The 24767-nt window shown below is 37.9% G+C and carries 20 protein-coding genes and 4 tRNA genes; 10 read left to right on the plus strand and 14 right to left on the minus strand.

The window, feature by feature from the left end:
- Nucleotides 1-237 precede the first annotated feature (237 nt).
- From AC1M9F_RS05140 to cxpE, 7 genes are all read right to left on the minus strand, one after another.
- A complete protein-coding gene (locus AC1M9F_RS05140; RefSeq protein ID WP_481588962.1) occupies nucleotides 238-1158 on the minus strand; it encodes a hypothetical protein in 921 nt (306 codons plus the stop codon).
- 17 nt (nucleotides 1159-1175) lie between these two features.
- Nucleotides 1176-2306 (minus strand): toxic anion resistance protein, encoded by a 1131-nt coding sequence (locus AC1M9F_RS05145; protein WP_092766783.1) that lies wholly within the window; start codon nucleotides 2304-2306, stop codon nucleotides 1176-1178.
- Between the two features lie 8 nt (nucleotides 2307-2314).
- A complete protein-coding gene (locus AC1M9F_RS05150; RefSeq protein WP_180027900.1) occupies nucleotides 2315-3097 on the minus strand; it encodes a tellurium resistance protein in 783 nt (260 codons plus the stop codon).
- A gap of 128 nt (nucleotides 3098-3225) precedes the next feature.
- Complete coding sequence (locus AC1M9F_RS05155) at nucleotides 3226-5637, minus strand: CSLREA domain-containing protein (RefSeq protein ID WP_481597224.1); 2412 nt, start codon at nucleotides 5635-5637, stop codon at nucleotides 3226-3228.
- A gap of 12 nt (nucleotides 5638-5649) precedes the next feature.
- On the minus strand, nucleotides 5650-7440 hold the full coding sequence (rbtA, locus tag AC1M9F_RS05160; RefSeq protein WP_481597225.1) for a rhombotarget A: 1791 nt from the start codon (nucleotides 7438-7440) through the stop codon (nucleotides 5650-5652).
- 179 nt (nucleotides 7441-7619) lie between these two features.
- The gene (gene hda, locus AC1M9F_RS05165; protein WP_035266869.1) at nucleotides 7620-8327 is read right to left on the minus strand and encodes a DnaA regulatory inactivator Hda; all 708 of its coding nucleotides are present in this window, start codon (nucleotides 8325-8327) and stop codon (nucleotides 7620-7622) included.
- 15 nt (nucleotides 8328-8342) lie between these two features.
- Nucleotides 8343-9566 carry a chloramphenicol efflux transporter CxpE gene (gene cxpE, locus AC1M9F_RS05170; RefSeq protein ID WP_092766788.1) on the minus strand — a complete coding sequence of 408 codons (1224 nt, stop codon included), beginning with the start codon at nucleotides 9564-9566 and terminating at the stop codon, nucleotides 8343-8345.
- 135 nt (nucleotides 9567-9701) lie between these two features.
- Here cxpE and purM point away from each other — a divergent pair, with 135 nt between their 5' ends.
- Nucleotides 9702-10772, plus strand: coding sequence for a phosphoribosylformylglycinamidine cyclo-ligase (gene purM / locus AC1M9F_RS05175; RefSeq protein WP_035266866.1), 1071 nt, complete (start codon nucleotides 9702-9704; stop codon nucleotides 10770-10772).
- An 18-nt stretch (nucleotides 10773-10790) separates the two neighbouring features.
- The gene (purN, locus tag AC1M9F_RS05180) at nucleotides 10791-11420 is read left to right on the plus strand and encodes a phosphoribosylglycinamide formyltransferase (protein WP_481597226.1); all 630 of its coding nucleotides are present in this window, start codon (nucleotides 10791-10793) and stop codon (nucleotides 11418-11420) included.
- Between the two features lie 15 nt (nucleotides 11421-11435).
- Here the strand turns inward: purN and AC1M9F_RS05185 are convergent, their stop codons facing one another.
- Entirely contained in the window at nucleotides 11436-12245 is an 810-nt protein-coding gene (locus AC1M9F_RS05185) for an alpha/beta fold hydrolase (RefSeq protein WP_481591826.1), read from the minus strand.
- Complete coding sequence (gene sppA, locus AC1M9F_RS05190; protein ID WP_481597227.1) at nucleotides 12242-13255, minus strand: signal peptide peptidase SppA; 1014 nt, start codon at nucleotides 13253-13255, stop codon at nucleotides 12242-12244. The genes AC1M9F_RS05185 and sppA overlap by 4 nt, the downstream gene beginning before the upstream one ends.
- A gap of 131 nt (nucleotides 13256-13386) precedes the next feature.
- Between sppA and AC1M9F_RS05195 the strand changes: the two genes are divergently transcribed.
- Nucleotides 13387-14322, plus strand: a complete 936-nt coding sequence (locus AC1M9F_RS05195; RefSeq protein WP_035266859.1) for a lysophospholipid acyltransferase family protein — start codon at nucleotides 13387-13389, stop codon at nucleotides 14320-14322.
- Here the strand turns inward: AC1M9F_RS05195 and AC1M9F_RS05200 are convergent.
- The 3 genes from AC1M9F_RS05200 to AC1M9F_RS05210 all read right to left on the minus strand — a co-directional run bounded on the left by AC1M9F_RS05200 (nucleotide 14319) and on the right by AC1M9F_RS05210 (nucleotide 18796).
- The gene (locus AC1M9F_RS05200) at nucleotides 14319-16808 is read right to left on the minus strand and encodes a DNA internalization-related competence protein ComEC/Rec2 (RefSeq protein WP_481597228.1); all 2490 of its coding nucleotides are present in this window, start codon (nucleotides 16806-16808) and stop codon (nucleotides 14319-14321) included. The two genes, AC1M9F_RS05195 and AC1M9F_RS05200, sit on opposite strands and share 4 nt — an antisense overlap.
- A gap of 82 nt (nucleotides 16809-16890) precedes the next feature.
- Nucleotides 16891-17568 carry a lipoprotein-releasing ABC transporter ATP-binding protein LolD gene (gene lolD / locus AC1M9F_RS05205; RefSeq protein WP_035266856.1) on the minus strand — a complete coding sequence of 226 codons (678 nt, stop codon included), beginning with the start codon at nucleotides 17566-17568 and terminating at the stop codon, nucleotides 16891-16893.
- Nucleotides 17561-18796, minus strand: a complete 1236-nt coding sequence (locus tag AC1M9F_RS05210) for a lipoprotein-releasing ABC transporter permease subunit (protein WP_035266853.1) — start codon at nucleotides 18794-18796, stop codon at nucleotides 17561-17563. Before AC1M9F_RS05210 ends, lolD begins: the two co-directional genes overlap by 8 nt.
- A gap of 23 nt (nucleotides 18797-18819) precedes the next feature.
- On the opposite strand from AC1M9F_RS05210, the gene AC1M9F_RS05215 reads away from it, so the two are divergent.
- Nucleotides 18820-19395 (plus strand): PilZ domain-containing protein, encoded by a 576-nt coding sequence (locus tag AC1M9F_RS05215; RefSeq protein WP_092766795.1) that lies wholly within the window; start codon nucleotides 18820-18822, stop codon nucleotides 19393-19395.
- 9 nt (nucleotides 19396-19404) lie between these two features.
- Here the strand turns inward: AC1M9F_RS05215 and AC1M9F_RS05220 are convergent, their stop codons facing one another.
- Both AC1M9F_RS05220 and AC1M9F_RS05225 read right to left on the minus strand, forming a co-directional pair.
- On the minus strand, nucleotides 19405-20313 hold the full coding sequence (locus AC1M9F_RS05220; RefSeq protein ID WP_481597229.1) for a DMT family transporter: 909 nt from the start codon (nucleotides 20311-20313) through the stop codon (nucleotides 19405-19407).
- A 23-nt stretch (nucleotides 20314-20336) separates the two neighbouring features.
- Nucleotides 20337-20804, minus strand: a complete 468-nt coding sequence (locus tag AC1M9F_RS05225) for a YaiI/YqxD family protein (RefSeq protein ID WP_035266848.1) — start codon at nucleotides 20802-20804, stop codon at nucleotides 20337-20339.
- A gap of 269 nt (nucleotides 20805-21073) precedes the next feature.
- Here AC1M9F_RS05225 and AC1M9F_RS05230 point away from each other — a divergent pair.
- The 6 genes from AC1M9F_RS05230 to AC1M9F_RS05255 all read left to right on the plus strand — a co-directional run bounded on the left by AC1M9F_RS05230 (nucleotide 21074) and on the right by AC1M9F_RS05255 (nucleotide 24743).
- Nucleotides 21074-21149, plus strand: a tRNA-Glu gene (locus AC1M9F_RS05230).
- A 108-nt stretch (nucleotides 21150-21257) separates the two neighbouring features.
- Nucleotides 21258-22670, plus strand: coding sequence for an amino acid permease (locus AC1M9F_RS05235; RefSeq protein ID WP_481591822.1), 1413 nt, complete (start codon nucleotides 21258-21260; stop codon nucleotides 22668-22670).
- 214 nt (nucleotides 22671-22884) lie between these two features.
- Nucleotides 22885-22960, plus strand: a tRNA-Glu gene (locus AC1M9F_RS05240).
- A gap of 25 nt (nucleotides 22961-22985) precedes the next feature.
- Nucleotides 22986-23061, plus strand: a tRNA-Glu gene (locus AC1M9F_RS05245).
- Nucleotides 23062-23106: 45 nt separating this feature from the next.
- Nucleotides 23107-23182 (plus strand) — tRNA-Glu (locus tag AC1M9F_RS05250).
- A gap of 157 nt (nucleotides 23183-23339) precedes the next feature.
- Nucleotides 23340-24743, plus strand: a complete 1404-nt coding sequence (locus AC1M9F_RS05255) for an iron-containing redox enzyme family protein (RefSeq protein ID WP_481591821.1) — start codon at nucleotides 23340-23342, stop codon at nucleotides 24741-24743.
- The last annotated feature ends 24 nt before the right edge of the window (nucleotides 24744-24767 follow it).

Raw genomic sequence — 24767 nt, forward strand, 5'->3', positions numbered from 1 at the left:
TTCGATTGGACCTTCAAGGCGTTCTAAAAGCGTTTTTAATTGAGCTGAAGTATTTTGATCTAACATTGCTAACGTCTCCAAAGGAGTAATATTTATTTGATAAAGCTATATTAGAAGAAATACAAAAATAGGTAAAACAGTTAATTTACATAAAGACTATCGAAAAATTGAATTAAAAAATCATCCAATTAAGAATGAATGATTCTTTTATGATGATCTTAACAGTACAAACTTTAACTATATCTCCAAACGTTGAGTGATCGTTTGAATTCTGCTTTTAAAACTACGAGCTAATCCAAAGAAAATAAGCATTAACAATAACATGATGGCTGAGAACACCATTAATATCATCTTGACGACTTCTGAAATTTGTCGTGCCTGATTTGCCCGATGATCTATCGCTTTTGCCCAAGGAGTAATAGATTGACCATAAACTTGTTGCTGCATTGACCATAACTGCTCTGCATTAAAACCATATTCGACAAACTGTTTTTCATTTCTTTCAGCTTGCGCAAGTCGAGCTAAATATGCAGTTGCTAGCTTGGTATCTTCAGGTTTGTGAATCAAAGCCACTTGCGCAAGGACGTAGGCTTGTATAATTGGATTGACCTGTTGTTCAGTCATGATGACAGCAATCTGACTTTCGTGAATCGATTTATCATAATGACTTAATTGATATTGTTGTTCCAACGACTCATCATTCAAGTCATATTGAACATAGGTCAAACCTGACCAAATTAAGATGACAGCAATGAACCAACCAACAAACTTAAGTACAAATGATTGAAAGCGCACATAGAAAAAACGTATTTTCTTTAAAAAATGAACGATAAAAAAAGCACCAATGACTGAGCTAAATACTTTTAGAATGAACCAACCTAACCAAGATATCAAATTAAAAAAATAGTCAGGCTGATGTTGGTACACGTTTACGACTTCATCTAAACTATGTGGCAAATGAAGCTGCTGAACAGTTTCACTCATACCCATAAAACCATAAATCATGTCCTGATGAATAAAAAGCGACACAACTGAAATAATGAGTACACTGGTACTCAAAAATCCCCATAAATTAAGTATGCGATTTCGTTTGTACAATTCAGGCAATCTTTTCTGAATCTCAGTCTGCGCCACAAGATATTCATTGGTTTTATTCAAATTTAAACCTCAAGAAATTAGTGTTTTGGCTGATTTTGACTCGAATCCAAAACAAGTTGTTGAAGATTTCCTTGCAAAGCCTTAATACGGATTGATGCCTCTTCACGTTTTTGCATCCCTTCTTTCTGAATACTAATAACATCATTCACTGTTTTAATGAGGGTATTTTGAACATGTTCAAGTGTTTCAATGTCAATCACTGAGCGTTGATTTGCTCGAGCAGTATCGACTGAATTCTGGTGTAATAAATCTGCATTTCGTTTAAGTAACTCATTCGTCGCATCATCAATAGTATTAGCCAATTGGACGCTATTTTTTTGTTCCTGTAATGAAATCGCTAAACTAATTTGATTTTTCCAGGCAGGAAGCGTGATATTTTTTATCGCATAAAACTTATCAACCAACATTGAATTATTTGATTGAATAATTCGAATCATCGGTAATGTCTGCATCGCAGATTGTTGCAATACCTGTAAATCACTCACTCTTTTTTCCAAGTTGTTTGCTAAGTGATTTAAGTCGTAGATTTTTTGATTAGTTTGCGCATCTTGTTCTAGCGTACTTAATTCAGCTATTTGCTCCTGAACTTCTTGTTGTTTAATTTTCCCTGCAGCAATATAAACCCCTAATTGTTTATATTCGTCCTGCACACCATCAAACATACGATCCAATGTATTTACACGGTCTTTTAACCCTTGTTGAGAGGTTTCAATTTCTTTAACTAAAGCATCTATTTGTTCTTTAGTGGTATTGAACTTTTGATCAAAACTCTGTTTAGCACCCTTAAATCGATTTAAGATACTACCCAAGAAGCCTGAACTTTTAGCAGGACTTAAAATACTGTTTGTATTGAGCTGTTGAGCCACTGTAACGACTTCATTTAACTTTTGACCTGTTGCATCCAAATCTTTATTTTTAACTAGATCCAGTAATTCATCCGTATAAGTCGCTGTTTTAGTCGCGATATTTTTCCCATATTCAGCAACCGTAGCATGATTCATATCAGCTAGTTCTTGGTGAACTGATTCGACTGCTGCAAGGTCTGACGTCGTCAACCCAATTTCTTTTAAATCTAACTTGGAAAACTTTTCCTCCGTAGAGATTAAGCTTAAGGATTCATTTTTCTTTTGAATTGGAAAATCAGACATAACACACCTTATTCTTTAATTAGTGATTTTTTTAGAGATCGAATCAGTTGTTCGCGACTTTGATCTAACTTTTCAATATCGACTGCGCCATTTTTAATTTGAGTTTGCTCAAGATGATATTGCCAAGCTGGGATTAATACTTGCTGCGCTTCACGAAAACGATCCGTCAGAGTTAATGAAAGTTGTTGAGTCAATTGCATTTGCATGAGAGAAATATCATTGTTTGCTTGTACCGACTCTAATGTTTGTATTTTTTTAGCCAATCGCTCCTCAAAGTTATCGAGTGGATGGCGATGATGAGAAAAATCTGTGTATTCTGTTAAAAATTGTCTTGCTGCTTGAATGTAGCGCGCCATTTGCTCTCTTAAACCAACTGCTTGCTGAAATCGAGAACTAGACTTTTGGATTTCAATGTGAATACGTTGGGACAGCTGATCAGCATCTAGAATGAGTCTATCTAAATCACGAATATAAGAAATTTGACCCGCACCGAACTCCAAATCCAGACCTAACCACTTTTGGAGAGCATTAAATTTTTTTTGTTTTAATTTCTTTTTGGATTGATTCAATTTTTGAATAATATCTGAAATTGTTTCGCTTAATTTTTTATTTAAAGTGGGGTCTATACCTACCAATAGAGCATTTTGTGCCTGCACAATATGTTCAGCATATAAATTAAGTTTAGACGAATCAGTCAATAAAGGAACAAGATCATGCCTCTTAATTGAGAGCAAATCCGAAGGATTAACTTCAATTTGATTTAAGGGTATAAGCTCATTAAAAGATGACATTGGTGTAATTTAAGAAAGTAATCAGCAATCTTCAAATGTAGCAATAAACTGTTCAAAATATACTAATTTTTTGCAAAATATTACACAAAATCAAACACAAAAAAAGCCAGCAAATGCTGGCTTTTTTATTAATGAGGTTTAGATTTTCTCATTCTAAGCCAACTTAAACCAATGAGTCCTAAAAGCCCAAACCCACCTAGGCTACCCCCTCCACTCGTACGAGAACTTCCAGGCCCTGTTTCCGTATTTAGAACAGCTAATGTTCCCTCACCTGATGAAGCGCCGTCTGCGTCCAATACTGAGTACTTAAGATCATAGGAAAAGACATCCAAATTATTGTTCAACTGAACTCGAATGTTTCCACCATAGCACTTTTTAAAACGGTCATTAGCACATGGCTCTACCCGATCTGCGATAATTGAAACGGGATTCGGTACTCTTGCAAAATAAATTGATACCTCATCCCCATTAGCATTATGGTAAAACTCCTTTTTATTTGGAGGATTGATTGCATTTCTGTTGCCATCACCAGCATCACTCGCTTCAGCCAGTAAATTTACACTGATTTGAGTCGATTTTTTTGGATTGATTGTATATTCCACACGTTCAGGAACAGTTGGCACGATATTGATAAAATTACCAATTAAATATGCACTTGATGTTTTTTTACTGTCGCTTTTTGAAGTAAGCGTATATGTACAGAATTCAGAGTCTCCACTCGGTGTTATGCGACCATCTGTTCTATACATGACTATTTGCTTAAGCTGCGGTTTCCACTCACATTTCAACCGCTCATCAAACTTACCTAAGAACGTTTTATCGATATCTAATTTCCCAACTCCCACAACCTCAACTTTGACATCATAATTATCAACATTAAGATGCTCAATTTTTCGCACCGTACCATCAGGAGAAACAATTTCATCCGGTAAATTCAATTTAAATGGATCGAACAAAATTGGACGATATTGATTAAGATTATTTAACTCATTCAAAAATGCTTTTTGATCGGTGAGCTCCTTATTATAATAATCAATCACTTCTTCTTTGGTTTCAGGATCGGCAATAGCATCTTCGAATGCTTTAATTCTATTCTCAGTTGATTTCTTTATCTGAACCAGTGATTCATTTGCTTTACTTAAATTGGAAACAGTCAACTTTAAGGTTTCTATTGCACCAATATCGCAAGTATTGGGAGTCGCATCTAAACTGTTGAGCGAGTCTAATCCAATCCGATTAATACCTCGTTGATCAAGCAGCGAACAACCATCAGTACCAAAATCAACTAAATCTGTACCACTCGAATTAATCTTCGGAAAAAAGACAGGATGAAAGTTAGTATTCTCATCATTAACTGGTAACGATGTTGAAAACAGATCATTGATACTCAATTGACTAACATCAAGACTATTTTTTTGTGCATTTTCTGACGCTTTTGCTGGTAGATCACAGTCTATAGATGGATTACTCAGTGGAATAGCATTTGCCAATAATTCAATACCTGCTGACTCAACTTGGCTCACATCACCGTGACTATATATACAGGCTTTAGCCTGATTAAAACCTATCACATTATGATTTAAGGCTTTTGCACCTGTATTTCCATACCAAAGCACAGATCGCGCGGTATTCGCGATAATCGTATTACTATCGAGCTTCAAAATAGAATTGGGACTCAAATTTATTTGACCCCCATCTATTAAACGATCACTAAATTGAAAAATTTGACCTTGTGTAGTATTTAATACATTGGAAGATATTGTATTTGCTTGCAATTGAGTTGTAGGTTCACCACAAAATGAGAATAAACTGTTTGAAGCTGTATTTCCATTTTCGGTAATAGACATACGGGATAAATCAATCTTACGACGTGTGAACACAAGATTATCCAAACAAGACATCGCTATAACAGCGCCTTGCTGAGCTGTATTACCACTCACCCACCCGACCGAATAACTTAAAGAGCTATCACTGTCATTCAAAAATATCGCTCCACCTCTTAATGCAGAAGAGCTAGTGATATTTACATTATATAAATCAGTCTCGCCTCCCAATAGCAAAGCGCCACCGTTGGTAGATGATTTACCATTTCTCAGCTCTATATTTCTTAAACTCAAACTCGGTCGATTTAGATTGGTCGTATTAAAAATGCGATATGTATTTTGACCATTAATTATAGTTTGAATTTTAGTTTGCGCAGGATAACTATTTGAAATGACATTCGGTTTGGAATAATCGACAGGCTCTTTACCCCTAATAATCACTGAAGAAGTTGGCTGAAGCTCTGCATTCAAGCTATAGGTACCAGCTTCAAGCTGAATAATGTCAGTTTGTACTCGATCCGTATTACCTTTAGCACAACCTCCATAAGCTCGATTAGTCGAAGCAGCCGTCAACGCTTCTCTGAGTGAACACTTTGCATCATTAGTACCGTCTTCATCATCAAAGGTAGTGACATAAATTATTGTATCTTCAGCAGCCATCAATGACATTGCAGAAAGGACTGCTAAGGTCAAAAAAGCTTTTCTACTTTTCAACATACGGTTACCTTATTATTTTTTTCTACGTATCGCGATTAAAGTCATCAGACCTAATACGGAGATTAGACCTAGCCCCCCACCAGAAGTTTTTACTTTATCGCTTGTATAAGTATCTCTGGGGTCTTGTTTAATGACAGTTGGAATTTCGATATAAGGATTCATTGACTCATTTAACTGACGTGTAGATACAACGACCAAAACTTTAAAATCATCAGTTCCGTGCCAATTCCCTTGAGGTGTATACGTAAACTCTCCATTTTGGAGTAGTTCAGCTTTACCTTTACTAGGAGAGTTATTTTGTTGGATGATCATACAGCCCGCTTGCCATTCTTCTTTTTTCGGATGAGGTCCGACTAAGGCATCACATTGACTAGCAGGTATTAGCTCACCATCTCCTAGAAAATCATTAATATTTAACTTAACAATCTCTCCGTAAAAGATATCCTTGCCAAATCTGCCTGAAGACGTACTTGACTGAATAAGTTCGATTGCGCCTCGATCACACAAAATACGATCCTTACGTGCGTTGCCACGCTGATCAACTGTTTCACATGATGTACCATTTGAATCTGGTCCACGATTAATGATCGGAGAATCTGTCAATTGTCGATAACTAGGCAACACTCTTGGACGGAAATATCCTAAAGCATAGCCAGAATAGACTTTGAACGGACATAAAATGCCAGATGAATTAACATCACATTCACCTTCTACATCAGTCCCAGCTAATAATGTGCGCTCGCCCAGTTTTTCTGAAGCTGTGCCCTCACAACCAAAACCATATAAATTATTGTTTAAATTTGATTGATCGATTGCAGTCTCTACACGGCAGTCTCGATTGCCATTTTTTGCAATTATATTGTTAGTAAGCGATGCCTTCTTAAACGGTGCATTAAAAACCAAGCCAAAATCATTAAAGACCAGCGTATTGTTATTAAGCGCAATACCATCCTTCACATTGATAATATAGCCCTTATTATTAAAAATTGTTGAATTAGTCACTTTGGCATAATTGAGATTGGTCACCTTAGTTTCGTCTTCACTCAACACTTTATGGCTATAGATTGCGAAACCTTCTGAATCTGTTGTTTTATTACCTTTAATAACAGAAGCACTAATGTCAAAATCAGGATATTCACTATACAAAACAGCACCTTGTTGTGCTTGATTGTTTTCCAATAACGAATTAACTAAATTCACTCGCGCGGAACGAATTTTGCTGGTTTCGGATTCAATAAATGATTCAACATTATAAATCGCACCGCCAAAATTCGCTTTGCCATTGATAAGATGGCTTTTATCAAATTTTAGCCGTTCATAATTGAGAATTAACCCACCTTTGTCTTTGCATACTGTTGCGGCACAACCTTGCAAGGTAATTTCGTAAAATTCCACACCAATTGCAGCATCTCTAATTTCATCATCAGCTTTAGGACGAATTCGCTCAATATGGAAAATTCTATCAGTACCCTTCATTGTTATGACGGCATTTTTTGTACCAGGAATATCGTCGACAATGGTAGTTTCATACTGCGTTCTAAAAACCATCGGTTTAGAGATGCGAACTTGCTCGTTTAGGAGATATTCTTTCGTAGATAAGATAATATTATCTGTGGCATCTTTACCACCACAGCCATTGAGACCTGCTTCAGGTTTACCCTGATTAATATATTCAATTGCTTCACGCAACGAACATTGATCATCATTTTTGGTGATATCTTCAGTGGTCGTAACCACAATATCTGCACTGAATACATGCCCTGTTGCACACAACAATACAAGACCTAAGCCCCGTCTGAGCATTACCATCTCCTTAATTTTTCTTTATTTTTTTAAGTAGCGAACTTTAATTATGTAGCGCTATTTGTCCATTTTGACTAATCTGTCACAAATTTTTAGAATTCTCAATTATTTTTAAGTAAAAAATTGCCGAGTTCAGATAAAGTCTACATTTTGAGTTTTGAATAACATTTAAAAAGCATTTAAGCACTATACTGATCGATGAGCGCGTAGATTTGCTTAAGGGTTGCGTTGGATAGCTTAACTTTTTCACCCTGTAGTAACTTTGATAATTGATCAACCGTTTGTAATAAGGTACTGGTCTGTATCGGGCCATTGGTCAGCAGATAATCAATAATTAAAGGATCAAAATGCACACCTTTACGATCTAACACAGAATGTAATAAGGCATAGCGGTCAGCATAGGATTGACCTGTTGGCACTTTAACACTCACCGCTTGAGTTAATCTCGACTGAAGATCTGGTAATTCAAGTTTCAGTTCAATTGGCGCAGATCTAGATGAAAAGACTAGTTGTCCTCCACCATCATTATTATTATTTATTAAGTGAAATACCGCTTTTTGCCAATGCGGTACACCACTGATCGCTTCAATATCATCTAGTGCGACCAAATCATAACGATCCAATGAAGTAATCGCCTCAATTGGAGCATCGAGCAATTCTAGCAATGACACTTTAATTGCAGATTTCCCCACATCTAGATATGAGTCACATATTGCAGTTAATAAGTGACTCTTACCTGTGCCCGCCCCGCCATAAAGATAAAATCGATTCATTAATCCAGCATGAAGTTGGCGAACTGCATCAATGACGGGTCCCCAACCTGGGCCGGAAAAATCACTGATCCGTGCATCAAGTTGAGGTTCTATATCAAGTTGCAGTTGCCGCATAAATGCTTGGTCACCTTAAGGTTCTTTATTTTGTTTCTGCACATCGATTTTTTCAGATGTTGCAATATCTTGTTGATTATTGATTGATTGTGGTTTGAGATCAAGCTCAATATCAACCTGATCGGTTTGGATTGTAATTTCACCACCACCATGATCAGCTACGGCAACAGGTGGCGTACCATAAATTGTACTCCTTTCATAAGTGTCACGTGCATGTCGGAGCAGTACCACGATTACAGCTGCAACAGGTAATGCAATCAACATACCCAAGAAACCAGCCAATTGTGCACCAGCCAATACAGCGAATACGACCGCTACTGGAGAAAGACCAATTTTATCTCCCAATAAGAATGGCTGAAGCACATAACCTTCAACAGCTTGCCCTACCATGAACACCACTGCAACTAAAAGGAGTTGAGTCCAATCCATACCAAATTGGAAGAAAGTTGCTATCACAGCAGCAATAATTCCTACTGCAAATCCTAAATATGGGATGATACTTGCCAAGCCTGCAATCATGCCAATAATCAAACCAACTTCCAGACCAATCAGTTGTAAACCAACGGCATAAACAATCCCCAAAAGGATCATCACGAGGAATTGTCCTTTTACAAATGCGCCTAGTACGCTATGGCATTCACCTACGATTTCAAGCGTTGAAGCTTCATAAGGACGTGGAATGAGTCGACGCAAACTATTGAGCATTCGATCCCAATCTAAGAGGAAATAAAATGCAATAATTGGAATCAGTACAATTGTCCCACCAATCTGAATAAAATTCAGACCAGATTGTGCCAATTTGAGTGCCATCGCTTGGATACTGTCAGCACTATAATTGGTTTGAACATACTCCATTACAGCTGCTGAAATCTGATCTACATCTAATTCTAGTGGCACTATATTGAAAGTATCTGATAACCACGGTAAGAAGCTAAAATTTACCCAATGAACTACTTTCGGGATACTGGATTTAGCATACATCAGCTGTTCCCAAATTAATGGAACCAAATACCACATTGCCCATGTGATCACGACACCAATACCAATAAACACCAAACTGATAGACAACCAACGAGGTAAACCTATCTTATGCAATCGATCAACCAATGGACTGAAAAGATAAGCTATTAAAAATGCACCAATAAATGGGATTACGACCGGTTTTAATAAGTATAAAATCCAGAGAAATAAAGCTATCCCTGCAAGGATAAAAACACGGCGTAGGGTACGATCTACCATAGAAACTCGCCTTTTTTAAGATTATTCGTTATGTAAAGGAAAATATTTTAGTAAAGATAACATTTTAGTGCATAAATAACATAAGAGTTTCGTATATTCGGGTTATAATCCCCGCGCGAATGCGGAGACTTCAATATGAGCAACTCAACTTCTACCCCAAACACTGGTTTAAGCTACAAAGATGCAGGTGTCGACATTGAGGCGGGCGACGCGTTAGTCGATCGTATCAAATCTGTCGCTAAACGCACGACTCGTCCTGAAGTAATGGGCGGTCTTGGTGGCTTCGGTGCACTTTGTAAAATTCCTAAAGGTTATGAAGAACCTGTTCTCGTATCTGGCACAGACGGTGTTGGTACAAAATTACGTTTAGCATTGAATTTAAACCGTCATGACACAATTGGTCAGGATTTGGTTGCAATGTGTGTGAACGATTTACTTGTCTGTGGTGCTGAACCACTCTTCTTCCTTGATTACTACGCAACTGGTCACCTCAATGTTGATGTCGCAGCAAATGTAGTGACAGGTATCGGTCAAGGTTGTGAGCTTGCTGGATGTGCATTGGTCGGTGGTGAAACTGCTGAAATGCCAGGCATGTATGAAGGTGAAGATTACGATTTAGCTGGTTTCTGTGTAGGTGTTGTAGAACAAAGTAAAATTATTGATGGCTCTAAAGTTAAAGCTGGTGATGTATTAGTTGGTGTTGCTTCAAGCGGCGCACACTCTAATGGCTACTCTCTTCTTCGTAAAATTTTAGATGTAAAAAATGTTGATTTAACTCAAATTGTTGATGGTCGTCCACTTGCTGATGTCGCAATGGAGCCAACTCGTATCTACGTTAAACCAATTCTAGAGCTTCTCAAACAGGTTGATGTTCACGCGATGGCACACATCACAGGTGGCGGTTTACCAGGTAACTTACCTCGCGTATTACCAAATGGTGCTCAAGCTGTAGTAAACGAATCTTCTTGGGAATGGCCTGAACTGTTCAAACTTCTTCAACGTGAAGGTGGTGTAGAACAATTTGAAATGTACCGTACATTCAACTGTGGCGTAGGTATGGTTCTAGTTGTTGATGCTGCTGAAGCTGATAAAACAGTTGAAATCTTAAATCAACTCGGCGAAAAAGCATGGACAATGGGCCACATTGTTGACAATGCTGAATCTGTCGAAGGTGCAGACGAAAAAATTCGTGTGATCTTCGCTTAATCAGTTTATTGTTAAAACATGATTAAAATTGCTGTTTTAGTATCAGGTAACGGATCAAACCTACAAGCATTAATCGATGCAAACCTTTCAGGTCAAATTGTCGGTGTGATCTCGAATAAACCTGCTGCTTACGCACTTGAGCGTGCTGCTCATGCCAACATTGCAACTGCAGTGATTGAACATAAAAACTTCCCAGATCGTGAAGCGTTTGATGATATTCTGCACCAGCAACTGCTCGACTGGGAAGCTGATCTTGTGGTTTTAGCGGGCTTTATGCGCATTTTAAGTGCTAAGTTCGTTAAAGCATGGGAGGGTAAAATGATCAATATCCATCCCTCTCTGCTGCCCAATTACAAAGGAATGCATACACATCAACGTGTATTGAATACTGGTGATCTATGGCATGGTTGTACAGTACATTATGTCACTGCAGAACTAGATGCAGGTCAAGCACTAGCTCAAGGCGTACTCAAAGTTTCTCACCATGATAATGTTGAATCTTTAGCAGATCGTGTACATCAACTTGAACATTTAATTTATCCTCAAGTTGTAGAATGGATTTGTAATCAAACCATTCAAGTCACATCCGAAGGCGTGCACTATAAAAATCAAATTTTGAAAGGTCCAATACAGTTCTGTCATATTTGATTTAAAAAACGCAGCTTAGGCTGCGTTTTTTTGTGGCGTCAAAATAGTTTTTAAATGCGCAGCCAATTGCTCAGGATGTTCAAGTGGGAACATGTGTCCACCTTCAAAAATACTAAAAGGCACACCAAACTTTTTCCTCACTTTATGAGGGAATTTACGTGCTAAGAATGGACCTTGAGAAGCAACAATTAATTGACTTGGAACTTTGAGCTTAGGTTGAGGCAGCCACCATAATGAAGGATTGGTTCTAAAAATATCCACTTCAATAGATTTTGGAATCGCCAACTCAACGCCGCCACGCGTTGGATCTTCAACTAATGCAAATTGAATATAGTCATTAAAACATTGCTCATCAAATGCTGCATATAGGGCTTTTGGTCGAAGTAATGTTGCAGCTTGCTCTCGACTATCCCAATGATCACGTCGACGTTTAGACAATGCCGCTGGCGACATTTGATCCACTGCTTTTAACTTCAAAGACTTTGCAATATGCATAGCAAATGATTCTAGCCCCATAATAAGAGGTGGATCGAGAAGAATAGTTTGACTAAAAAGTTCTGGGCATTTCAAAGCAGCTTTGAACGTCAAAACTCCTCCTAAGGAGTGCCCGATACCAATCACTTTACGACCATGGGATTTCTGAACAATATTATCAATCACTTGCTGTGTCATACTTTCCCAGTGTTGATCTACAGGATAACGTTGATCAACACCAAGATTGGTCGTATAAATCACATCGAATTGATCAGACAAAGCATCAAAAAATTTTTGATAAACTTTCGATGGAACCCCGTTGGCATGAGCAAAATGGATCAATGGTTTCATTGGATTCGATTCACCTGCTCAGATTGAATCTGCTTGGAAATTGAAGAAGCAAAACCTTGACCAAATTCACTTCCAAGTCGTCCAATCACAGAATCAAAGGGGCTATGTTGAATAGTATAATCTACCGTTTTTTCGACTTTTAATTCGCGTTTCAGTGTGTGAATACTGCCAATCCGATCTGCGATACCGAGCTTCACAGCCTGCTCACCAGTCCAAAACAAACCTGAAAATATAGCAGGATCTTGCGATTTCAATTTATTGCCACGACCTTTTTTAACTGCATCAATAAAATGTTGATGAACATTATCCAATACACCTTGTACGTGTGCACGTTGTGCAGGATCAACTGGTTGTGTCATCGACAATAATGCTTTGTTCTCACCTGAAGTCATGGTGCGATCTTCAACGCCAAGTTTTTGCATCAAACCACTCACTCCATAGTTTGGCATAATGACGCCAATTGAGCCGACTAAACTTGATGGATTAACAATAATTTCATCCGCTGCAGAAGCTATGTAATAAGCACCTGAAGCACCTGTGTCACCAATTAATGCATAAAGTTTTTTATCTTTATAAACCGACTTTAAATATTGGATCTCTTGCCAAATTTCATCAGACTGAACTGGAGATCCACCCGGAGAGTTAATATTTAAAACAACAGCTTGCGATTGCTTGCTTTCAAATGCTTTTTTCAAACCTTTGATCGTATCTGCACTATTCACACTTTGCTGGTCTGCAGCAATCGTTCCTACAATATCGACTGTAGCAATATGCTGTGATGACACCGCACTATCAGTGGAAGTCGTTGAACAACTTTTCCCCATGACCAAAACTATAAACAACAGATATGCGAAAGTAAGAAATTTAAAAAAGATTCCCCAACGTCTTGCACGTCTCTGTTCTTCTACAGATGCGAGAACAGCTTTTTCTAAAATTTGCCATTCTTTTCCGTTCGGTTGGTTATTTGGTTTTTGATTTTCATTTTGTGGTTCAGGCGGCCAAGCGGACATACATACCATCCAAATTAAATTTAAGCTGACATTATATACAAGGAATGAGGTCAAACTATTTATAAGTCAAGATTTAACATATAATAAACCCAAATCACAATATTCTATGAACTTACCAAATTTTGAATCTAATGCCTGAAACCAAAACATCGACCACAACCCGCCTGTTAAATTTCTTCAGTCGCCGTCCGATTCGTTTTTCTCGTTTTTTTGCAAAAATGCTTGCAGGGCTGATTAATACGCTAAAAATTACAAAAACTACGAATACCATCCGCCTCAATATCGACATTTGCTTACCGCATCTTTCTGATGAAGAAAAACATTTAGTGACTCGTGCAGCGGTAAGAAACGAACTTCAATCTTATATGGAATTTTTTAGTATTTGGGGAAGCTCAAACGAAACCAATATTTCACGAATACGCAATGTCACTGGTGCTGAATATTTTCATGAAGCAATGGCTGAAAAGAAAGGTATTATTTTACTCGCACCACATTTTGGTACATGGGAAGTCATGAATGCGTGGTTCGCACAATATACTAAGATGACCATCATGTATAAACCCATCAAGAATGAAGAAGCAGATCAATTTGTGCGCCAGGCTCGTAGTCGAGAACAAGCAACTTTAGTCCCTACAGATGAGAGTGGTATAAGACAAATTTTTAAAGCCCTTAAATTAGGGGGGACAACTGTGATTCTTCCAGATCACAATCCTAAACACGGTGGTGAAATGATCGATTATTTCGGCATACCACTCGAGTCCAGTAATTTAAGTGCCAAACTCATCCAAAAAACTAAAGCCAAAGGCCTTTTGGTCTATGCAATTCGCAATGAAACTGAAGATTTTGATGTATTTATTGAACCAATGGATGCTTCGATTTATGAAGGCACTCCCGCTGATGGAACGTTAGTAATTCACCGTGCAATAGAAAGCCTGATTCATCGTTATCCTGAACATGCTCATTGGAGCTACAAACGTTTCCGTGCAAATCCTGATCTACATAACATTTATCGTATCCCTGCAGAACAAGCCAGAGCAAAAATAGAACAAGTCAGAAAAGCAAGTTAATCTATGGGGATATTCCGAGTTAACCACGCTTTTTGATCTCGATGATATCGAAATTGTACATCTCCGTTTTTATCGAAGGTCATTCGAATGCTGCCCTTCGATTGGGTATCGAGTAGCGGAATATTAAGCGCTTTTAAACGCTCTTTGACAACAGGATGTGGATGATTATAGCGGTTATCAAAACCAGCCGATGCAATGGCAATTTTAGGTTTGGTATTTTTTAAAAAGTCGTAAGATGAACTATGTCGACTGCCATGGTGTCCTAAGATTAAAATATCTACTCTAAGTTCAGGATACTGCTTTAAAATACGATACTCTGTCTCCCACCCTGCATCCCCCATAATCAGAATATGCTTAAAATCGTTAGCATAGGGTAATGTCAGATATATTACGCAAGAGAGCTCATTACGATTTTGACTGACAAAATTTAATTGTGATTCAACTGGTGAAAGAAATTGTATATTGATCTTACCCAATTGTACCTGTTGATGCTGTCGACAATAATCAAATTCAACATACTGAAACCTATCATCTTTTTCATTTGAGATAACTTGATCAATTTGTATATGTTTTCCAATAGTGCGGTATGCTCCAGCATGATCTTGATCAAGATGACTGATAAAAACTTGATCTAATTTTGATATGCCACGTTGAATTAAGAAAGGGACAACTACATTTTCTCCGATACTAAATGTATTCTCATCAAAGCTCCCGCCTGTATCAACTAAAGCAGTTTTCCCTGATGACTGTAAGAGTATGGACTGCCCCTGCCCTATGTCCAAAATTTCAATGATATCGTATCCATCATCACGTTTAGGCATCAGCAATGCCACACCTAATACGGGTATCCATAATCGAGGGATTACATTCTTTGGCATAAAGAACATGAATACTGCCAAAACGAGCAATAACATTTGTGCTTTCGTTAACGCTACCCATTTCAATGGATTGTCTAATATTGCTCCCAGCTTAGTCAGTAGCACCAAAAGAACCGATATCAATACATCAGCCAGATGAAATAAAAATTGACCAACAAAAGGAATATAGCTAAGACAATAGCCCAGTACTTCCAATGGCACGATCAAGGTCCCAATCATTGGAACAGCAACTAAATTAGCAAATGGCGCAAGTAAAGAAATCTGTTGAAATATCAGTAAAGTGAGTGGTATCAGTGCAATAAATATTTTCCATTGGGATTGCAAAAGTATTTTAAGATACATTTTTGCTTTATCTAGAAAATGATATTTGTTGATTAAAGCAGTGTTTTGCTGTTCATTAGCGATCGTTTGATATACACGAATCAAAATCAAACATGCGCCGTAAGAAAGCCAAAATGCAGCAGATAAAATACTAAAAGGGTCTAAATAGAGCATTAAGCTCGCACTTATAAGTAATAGCACAAAAGGCTTAATCTTAAATTTGAATAAAATAGCGATACTAATTAGACAAACTGACAATGTAGTTCTTAGTGCAGGAATTTCGAGCCCTGAAAAAAAACTATAAATAATTACCCCACATACGAAAGGGATTAAAAGTAAATATGTTTTGGGAACTTTTAGAAAAATATGAGGACGAAAAATTGATACAAGATACCCCATGAACCACGATAATAAGCCAGCAAAAATTAGAACATGTGGACCTGAAATAGCCAATAAATGCGTAATGCCTAGTTTTTTAAATAATTCTTCTTGTTGCTCCGTCAGTAGACTCTTATCACCTGTGAGTAACGCGACTAGCAAACCCTTATTCCTGAATACTCCCTGTTCGATATCATCCCTAAAAGCTAAACGTGCTTTTTCAATGCTCAGGCTCAATCGTGCGATAAGGCTCCGATGCACATCGGTTGAAGATAAATAACCTTCAGAATATAACACCGCTTCACTTACAGGTACGATCCAATCTACACGCATTGTTCCAGCTATATTTTGCTGCAACAACCATTTCTCTTGATCAAAGACCCCATCTACTGCATAACTATGTGCGGGTCTTAATTTTCCCGTAACTTTATAATAGCGCCCAAGTTCTAATGTCGTATCAAGTTTTGACTCTCGCAAATATAATAATAGCGTTTGAGATTGTCCTTGCTTCTTGTCGATCACCTGCGCACGCTGCTGTATTGATCGACCTTCCTGATCCATTTTCAGCTGATTAATTTTATTGATATAAACAACTATTTCTTTTTCTTCAATATATTGAACACGTTTATCTAAACAATCGTGTAAGGCTGTTTTTGCATGTTGATGCCCCAAAACAAATGTGATCAGACAAATTCCCGTTAGCACAAGCATTCTTGATGATGACTGGACAATACTTGAGGTGTGAGGATAAATGAATCGATCAGGTTGCCTTATTAATCGTAAAAAGTAACCCATGATCAAAATGATACTTGCCATACCCAGCAAGAGAGTTGAATATTCAGCTTCACCCTGAAAGCTGATCGTAGCAACACCAATGATCCAAAAGATGAGAATAAATATTAAAAACATCTAACTTTTATGTTTATTTTTCTTAAATAGATTAAAGCCCACCTAAGTGGGCTTTAACAAGACTGTTAATCGGATTTTGAGCCTATACCCACAATCCATCTTGCATATGCAAAATCTTATCAGCAGTTTGTGCGAGCTGTTCATCATGGGTCACGATGAGCATTGCCATATTAAATTCTTTACGCAGATCGGAAAGCAATTCAAAAATTGTGACGGCAGTTTTACGATCTAAATTTCCAGTAGGCTCATCTGCCATCATCAATTTAGGTTGAGCCACTAAAGCTCGTGCAAGCGCAACGCGTTGTCGCTCACCGCCAGATAACTCACCTGGTTTATGCGTTAAACGATGTGATAAACCCACTTTATTCAACAAATATTCTGCACGTTCTTTTACTTCTTTAAAATTTGCATCTTTACGTAACATCAGCGGCATTGATACATTTTCTAAAGCCGTAAACTCAGGAAGTAAATGGTGAAATTGATACACAAATCCGAGGTGTTCATTACGTAGGAAACCGCGTTCAGCTTCGCCTAAAGTGTCAAAACGCTGCCCATTAAGCATCACTACACCTTCGGACGGACGATCAAGCCCCCCTAATACATGTAACAGCGTACTCTTACCCGAACCACTTGATCCAACAATTGAAACAAATTGTCCTTGCTCAACAACTAAATCCAATCCCTTAATCACTTCAACAGTTGATTTACCATCTGTAAAATGTTTATGAATATTTTTGGCTTCTAAGACAATATTACTCATAGCGTAAAGCCTCTGCTGGTTGAACTTTAGCAGCACGCAGCGCTGGATAAATTGTTGCAAGGAAACTTAGCGCTAGTGATAAGCTAACAATCACCACCACATCTTGCCAACGTAGATACGATGGTAAATAGTTAATGAAATATGCATCGAATAAATTTAGTCCAAAAGCGGTGTTCAGCCAGCCAATAAATCCACTGATGCTCGTTGCAAAGATGATACCTAGTGCTGCTCCTGCCAGTGTTCCTACAACACCAATCACCGTACCCTGTACCATAAAAATCTTAGTGATCGTTGCTGGTGAAGCACCTAAGGTTCTTAAAATAGCAATGTCGGATTTTTTATCAGTAACCACCATCACCAATGAAGATACAATATTAAATGCTGCAACCAAGACAATCAGGAAAAGTAAAAGGCTGACCATTGCTTTTTCCATCTGAATGGCACTAAAGAGATTGCCGTGCGTATAAGTCCAATTTGATGGATAGAAATTGCCTGGTAAATCCATAACAACTTCTTCAGCGACTTGTGGTGCTTTGAAGATATCATCTAGCTTCATACGGATACCTTGTGCACCATCCGGCAGTCTCAACAGTGTCGAAGCATCATTTAGCGCGATGTAACCCATCATCGAGTCCACTTCCGCACCAATACTAAAAATACCGACAATTTTAAAACGTTTAAATCGTGGAACAACGCCAGCGGGTGATGGTGTCGCTTCAGGTAATACCAATGTTACATTGTCATTGAGACTTAAACCTAAAGCATCCGTCATCTGCTTGCCCAAAACAATCCCGAACTCACCTTTCTTTAATGAGTTGATGTCGCCTTGAACCATATGATTTTGAATAATAGATACATTTTTTTCATAGTCAGGCTCAATACCCGTGACCATTATCCCTGCAACCTGTCCTTGGGCTGTTAACATCCCCTGCAACTGTGTAAAAGGTGCAACACCCGTCACATGTTCATGTTGGTCTATTTTCTTTGCAAGCTCAGGCCAGTCTGTTAGAATTTGTGTAGAGGAAACAGTCGCTTGAGGTACCATTCCCAAGACACGGTTTTTTAATTCACGATCGAAACCGTTCATTACAGATAACACAGTAATGAGAACAGCGACGCCCAAAGTCAGACCGATCATGGAAACTAAAGCAATAAAAGAAATAAAGTGATTACTTCGCCGTGCGCGAGTGTATCTCAACCCTATATACAGCGAGATCGGTTTAAACATACCATCTAGTCCGAGGTGTTTTAATGGAAAATCTTCAGCATCAAAGTGGCAATATTGAAAGACGCGTCATGTCACGTATTGATGCTGCCTTAAGAATAAATTATCAGATCATCACTAAAGATGTCGCTTTGAATGATCCCTATGATTCAAATTTTGTACTACCGCGCTATTTTCTCTTACTTGCAGAATTAGATCAATTTGATCATGCGCTTATGTACGAATTAGAACAATTAAATCAAAAAGATCAACAAATTGCTCGGATATTATCCTTATTTAATCAAAAATTAAACCTCATTACGGGCTCACTTTACGACTCTATTGTACAAACCATGTTACCAGTACCTACTCAAGTCAATTTGTCTGAAACGGGTTTTAGTTTTTATGCTGAGCAACATATCCCTGAACAAACCTATATACACATCACATTGAGTCACCCTGAAAATGATTTTCATATCGCTGCAACTGCACAAGTTGTCTACAGCAATCAAGAAGAAAATGGGCTGTTTAGAACCGGTGCATATTTTCTAACGTTACATCCCCAAGACAAAGTAAAGTTAACAGAAGCCTTGAAGCATTTAAAAAACTCACAGAATCACTGAGCATTAAACTTAAGGTTTTAATACTTTTTGTTTAAATTTCCGATTGGCTTCTATATCCCGATAAAAATACATAAACAAACCCAGAAGTAGGATCATTGCTCCCATTATCATACCTAGCGTTAATTTCTCATGATTAAACGCGGCACCTATACCAAGCGCTAGAACTGGAGTCATTACATTTGTCAGTGATAATGTCGTGGGTTGGATTTTTTTGACCAAGTAAAAATAGCAAAACATAGCGACTAATGAAGCCATAACAATAGAATATATGATGGCAAGTAATGACTTCATTGAAGGTAATTCAGTAGGTAAATATTTCCATATAAATGGCACAATTAAACATGCAACAAAGGTAGAAACCAGTATTGAACCTGTCGCCTGTGCCATCGGTGCTACATCAGCATTTATTTTTTTTACCCAAAAAATTGACATTGCGTATGAAAAAACGCTAAGCAACATTAAACCAATTCCAATGGGATGGATATGTTGTGATGATCCAGTAAAACTGATCACTACGAGCCCAGTAATCGCGACGATCATTCCTAACCATTGCAGCTTATGCAAATCTTGTTGAAAGATAAATTTTCCAATAAGCCCCGCCATAATTGGTGCTAATCCAAACATCAGTGCAATCATGCCAGAACTTAGATAATCAGTAGCTACATAAGTAAAAAATTGTGAACCAATTAAGCTAAATGAACCAGCAAAATAACTATGCAATGCAATTGAATTTAAAGGAAATTTTACCTTTAAAACAATGAGAAGCAATGCCGCGATAGGCAGTGCCAAGCCTAATCGAATCACCAATGCCCACATTAAATAAATATCTTCTACACTCCACACAATCGCAAGTGGAGTTGTTGCCCAGATGATGACCAATAAGGCATAAATGAGCATAAGTTTAGATTTTTCTGGCATGTGAACTCGATTGATAAGATAAATCAGGCAGTTTTTCTTTTTTGTTTTTGAATCGTTTGATCCAAAGCACTTGAAAATTCACGCTTATCTCTTTCTGAAATTGGCGGTGGTCCACCGGTTTGAACGCCAGCCCCTCTCAAAGTTTCCATGAAATCACGCAAATGTAATCGTGCCTTAATATTAGCTTCTGTCCAAATTTCACCACGTGGATGAATTGCAACGCCACCCTTTTCGATGACTTGAGCTGCTAGAGGAATATCTTGCGTCATGACAATATCATGCTCTTTCATACGTTCGATAATTTCTTTATCAGCTTGATCTGCTCCACTCATCACTTGTATTGAATTAATACGAACGGAAGGAGTTATTCCTACATTTTGATTGGCGACAAAAGTTACTTCGAGTTGATAACGATCAGAAGCTCTTAAGATGACTTCACGCAAAATTTTAGGTAATGCATCAGCATCGACCCAGAGTTTAAATGGCAACACGCCTCGTTCCTTCGTTGTCTTACCACGTCATCTTATCAAATTTTACAGATGACTGGTTTGATATGATGAATATATAGCGGATCGTTTTTTATAGTGAGGACCTTCTCTCCATGTTATTTAAATACATGAAAAATCTTATTGTTGTCAATTTAATCAAAATTAAAACTAATTGATTGTTTTTGCTTAATGTATGAACGATTAAAACTTTTTTTGATACGAAGCTTTTGACAATCGAAATGTCTATCCTTAATATACAAGCACCTCGCAACGTCCCTATCGTCTAGAGGCCTAGGACATCGCCCTTTCACGGCGGTAACCGGGGTTCGAATCCCCGTAGGGACGCCATTATCGTTTAATACGATCACTCAATATTCAAAATTACTATTATTTCATTGAAGAATTGTAGTTTTTCACTACAATAACTCGCTTCATTTGTTTCGAATTTTCAATCCTATGCACTCATCTCCGAATGATGCTTCGCATCAGGGCAATTCTGCGCCTTTACAACGCGCTATGAGTACTCGACATCTGGTTATGATTTCGCTTGGCGGCGCAATCGGTACTGGACTTTTCTTAGGTTCGGGTGAAGTCATTGCACAAACGGGGCCTGTAGGTGCCATTATTTCTTATATCCTTGGCGGGATTATCGCCTACATGGTTATGCTGTGTTTAGGTGAGCTTGCCGTTCATATGCCTGAGTCTGGTTCGTTTGGTGCTTATGCCAAAAGATATATTGGACCAGGAACAGGCTATACCATCACTTGGTTATATTGGTTAACTTGGTCGGTTACTTTAGGAACTGAGTTTACAGCCGCCGCCCTCCTCATGCAGGAATGGTTCCCAGATAGTTCCATGTGGATGTGGACTATAATCTTTGGTGTATTCGTATTTGTTTTAAATATGATTTCCACAAAATGGTTCGCAGAATCTGAATTTTGGCTGGCATTAGTTAAAGTTATTACTGTTGTTGCATTTATTCTATTAGGTCTACTCGCAATTTTTGGTGTAATTGGCTATCAAGGTTACGAAACGGCGCCTTTATTTAGCAATTTAACTGCTCAAGGCTGGTTCCCTGAAGGTCTATTCCCAATTTTTGCTACGATGCTTATCGTAAACTTCGCATTCTCTGGAACAGAATTAATTGGGGTTGCTGCTGGTGAAACTAAAGACCCAGCTAAAAATGTTCCTAAAGCAATTAATACAGCGATTTTTCGTCTGTTGATTTTCTTCGTAGGTACGATCATTGTAGTGACGTCACTTCTTCCACACCAAGAAGCTGGCTTAGCTGCTGAAGGTGTGAGTAGCTCTCCATTTGTGACTGTTTTCCAGCATATTGGTATTCCTTATGCAGAAGATATTATCCGTTTTGTAATTATTACTGCTTTATTGTCAGCTGCTAACTCTGGTTTGTTTGCTGCGTCACGCATGATGTGGTCTTTATCTTACAAAAAGCAGCTCCCTGCAGTATTTTCTAGAGTGAATGCACGTGGTATCCCCTATGTTGCAGTGATCGTGACAATGATCGGTGGGTTACCAGGCTTATTGTCAGAACAATTCGCACCTGAGACTATTTTTACCAATTTATTAGGTATTGCTGCTTTTACAATGGTCGTTGTGTGGATGAGTATTTGTTTAAGCCAATTTAATTTCAGACGCGATTGGTATAAGCAAGGGCGCAAAAAAGAAGAGCTGGGCTTTGCTGCTCCATTATTTCCAATTGTCCCAATCTTAGGTTTTGTGTTCTGTTTTATCACATGCTTAAGTATGGTATTTGATCCAAGTATGCGTATTAGCTTTTTCGGGTGTTTAGCGTTCATTGCTGTATGCTATGCCAGTTATTACCTGTTTTATCACGATAAATCTTGATTTTGAAATAGCGACTTCGGTCGCTATTTTTTTGCTTAGACAGTTCCTATTTTCCAAATGCTTTTCTAATATTTCTTGGAGATTTGATCTAAATTTAGCCTTTAAATTCAATATTGTTTTATTTTCATACGAACACACCATTTTTTTAATTTTTTTGCTGAAATGCGTTTGACACCCCCCTATTTTCACCCTATTATACGCCCACCTCTGAAACGTCCCTATCGTCTAGAGGCCTAGGACATCGCCCTTTCACGGCGGTAACCGGGGTTCGAATCCCCGTAGGGACGCCAATTTTTCAGAAGTAGATTTTATTAAGTCCCTATCGTCTAGAGGCCTAGGACATCGCCCTTTCACGGCGGTAACCGGGGTTCGAATCCCCGTAGGGACGCCATTAATTTCAATTGAAATAACATGGTTTAAAATATATTTCTGCACTGTCCCTATCGTCTAGAGGCCTAGGACATCGCCCTTTCACGGCGGTAACCGGGGTTCGAATCCCCGTAGGGACGCCATATTCGAGATGATACATCTCATAAAAAAGCCCAAGCATTTAAGACTTGGGTTTTTTTTTATAACTTAGTCACCCTAAAAATCGAACACAAAATAAACAACATTATCATCTTTGCAGGTTATGGTGGTTTAAACCCTTAATAACGCTTGGAGAAGATGATGTTGGACAACACCGTACTTAATCCCCTAGCATCCCCATCACAATTAAATACAATTAGTCCTAAAACAAATAAAGACTGGGTTGAGTTTTTTTTAGACCCTAAAGTGAATCGTGAATGTAAAACAGAATATGCTGAAACCTATGTTCTTTCACTATTCGATCAACTCAATACGACTCATTTATCGTGGATTGATCAGGTAGACCAAGTTAGGCAACATATACAACACGAACATGATCAAACTTGTTCTAAATTTCAAAGTTATCTAGATCAACGAAAATCAGGACTTGGGCGTGACTACTTTCCAACCATCTCTCATGCTTTAGAATTTTTATATAAAGTTGCTCCAGTTAAATATGTAGATGGCTCCTGGCTATATTCATCTCTTACGCACCCCTCTCTGTTTGAAAGCAAAGATCTAAGCTATATCTACTTAGAAGAACTTGGCTTGGGAGATGCTAAAGCAAATCATGTTTGCATGTATCAAAGCTTACTGCGACATTTCGAGCTTGAACCGTACATTAATTATTTAGATGATATTTATTTCGAACAAGCCGCTGTTCAACTTGCTCTCGCATATGTACCACATGATTTATTTCCAATAGTAATTGGATTTAACTTGGGTTATGAACAATTACCACTACACCTGTTAATTACCAATTATGAATTAGCAGAACTTGGAATTGATCCTCATTATTTTAATGTTCATATTACGATTGATAATACACACAATGGACATGCTGAAAAATCAATACAGGCATTTATTGATCATTATCATCAAGCTCAAGATAAATCAAAATATCTTGAACTGGTGAAAATGGGCTTCCAAATGAATGATCTTGGCTTGAGCTCGACGAATATCATTCAAGAAATTGATCTGACTAAAAGCGTTTATCAACTTCTGCAAAGAAAAGCAGTTGTCGGTCAACATATCCATAACCAAAAATGTCAATTCAGTGGCAAGTCTATTAATGAGTGGCTCGCTCAACCTCAATTAATATCTGAATTTGTTCAAATCTTAATTGATAAACAATGGATTATTAAAAACAGGCCTGTCGAAGAAAGTCGTTTTTGGAAACTTATTCACGATAGTGATGGCAAAATGTTTGGTGTGTTTAATGCAACTGAGAAAATCCTGATCAAAGACTGGATTCAAGGGGAATCATTAACTGTTCGTTTAAAAAGAATGCCTGTAACAGGAGATCAAAACTGGCTATCAAAATACAATAATCAACAGGAACTTGAACAGATCAAACATCAATGTCATTCATTAGATGATACAAACGATAAACTAGCATTGTTAATTCCATATCTATCACCTTACTATCATCCACGAGCGATCGGATTATGGGCAACCCAAGAAGTCTCTAAGTTACTTTTCCCTTTTCAAACACTTGCGCTTTAGTTTTAACTCGCCGCATAAAATAAG

The organism is Acinetobacter sp. ANC_7504 (genome assembly GCF_056779995.1).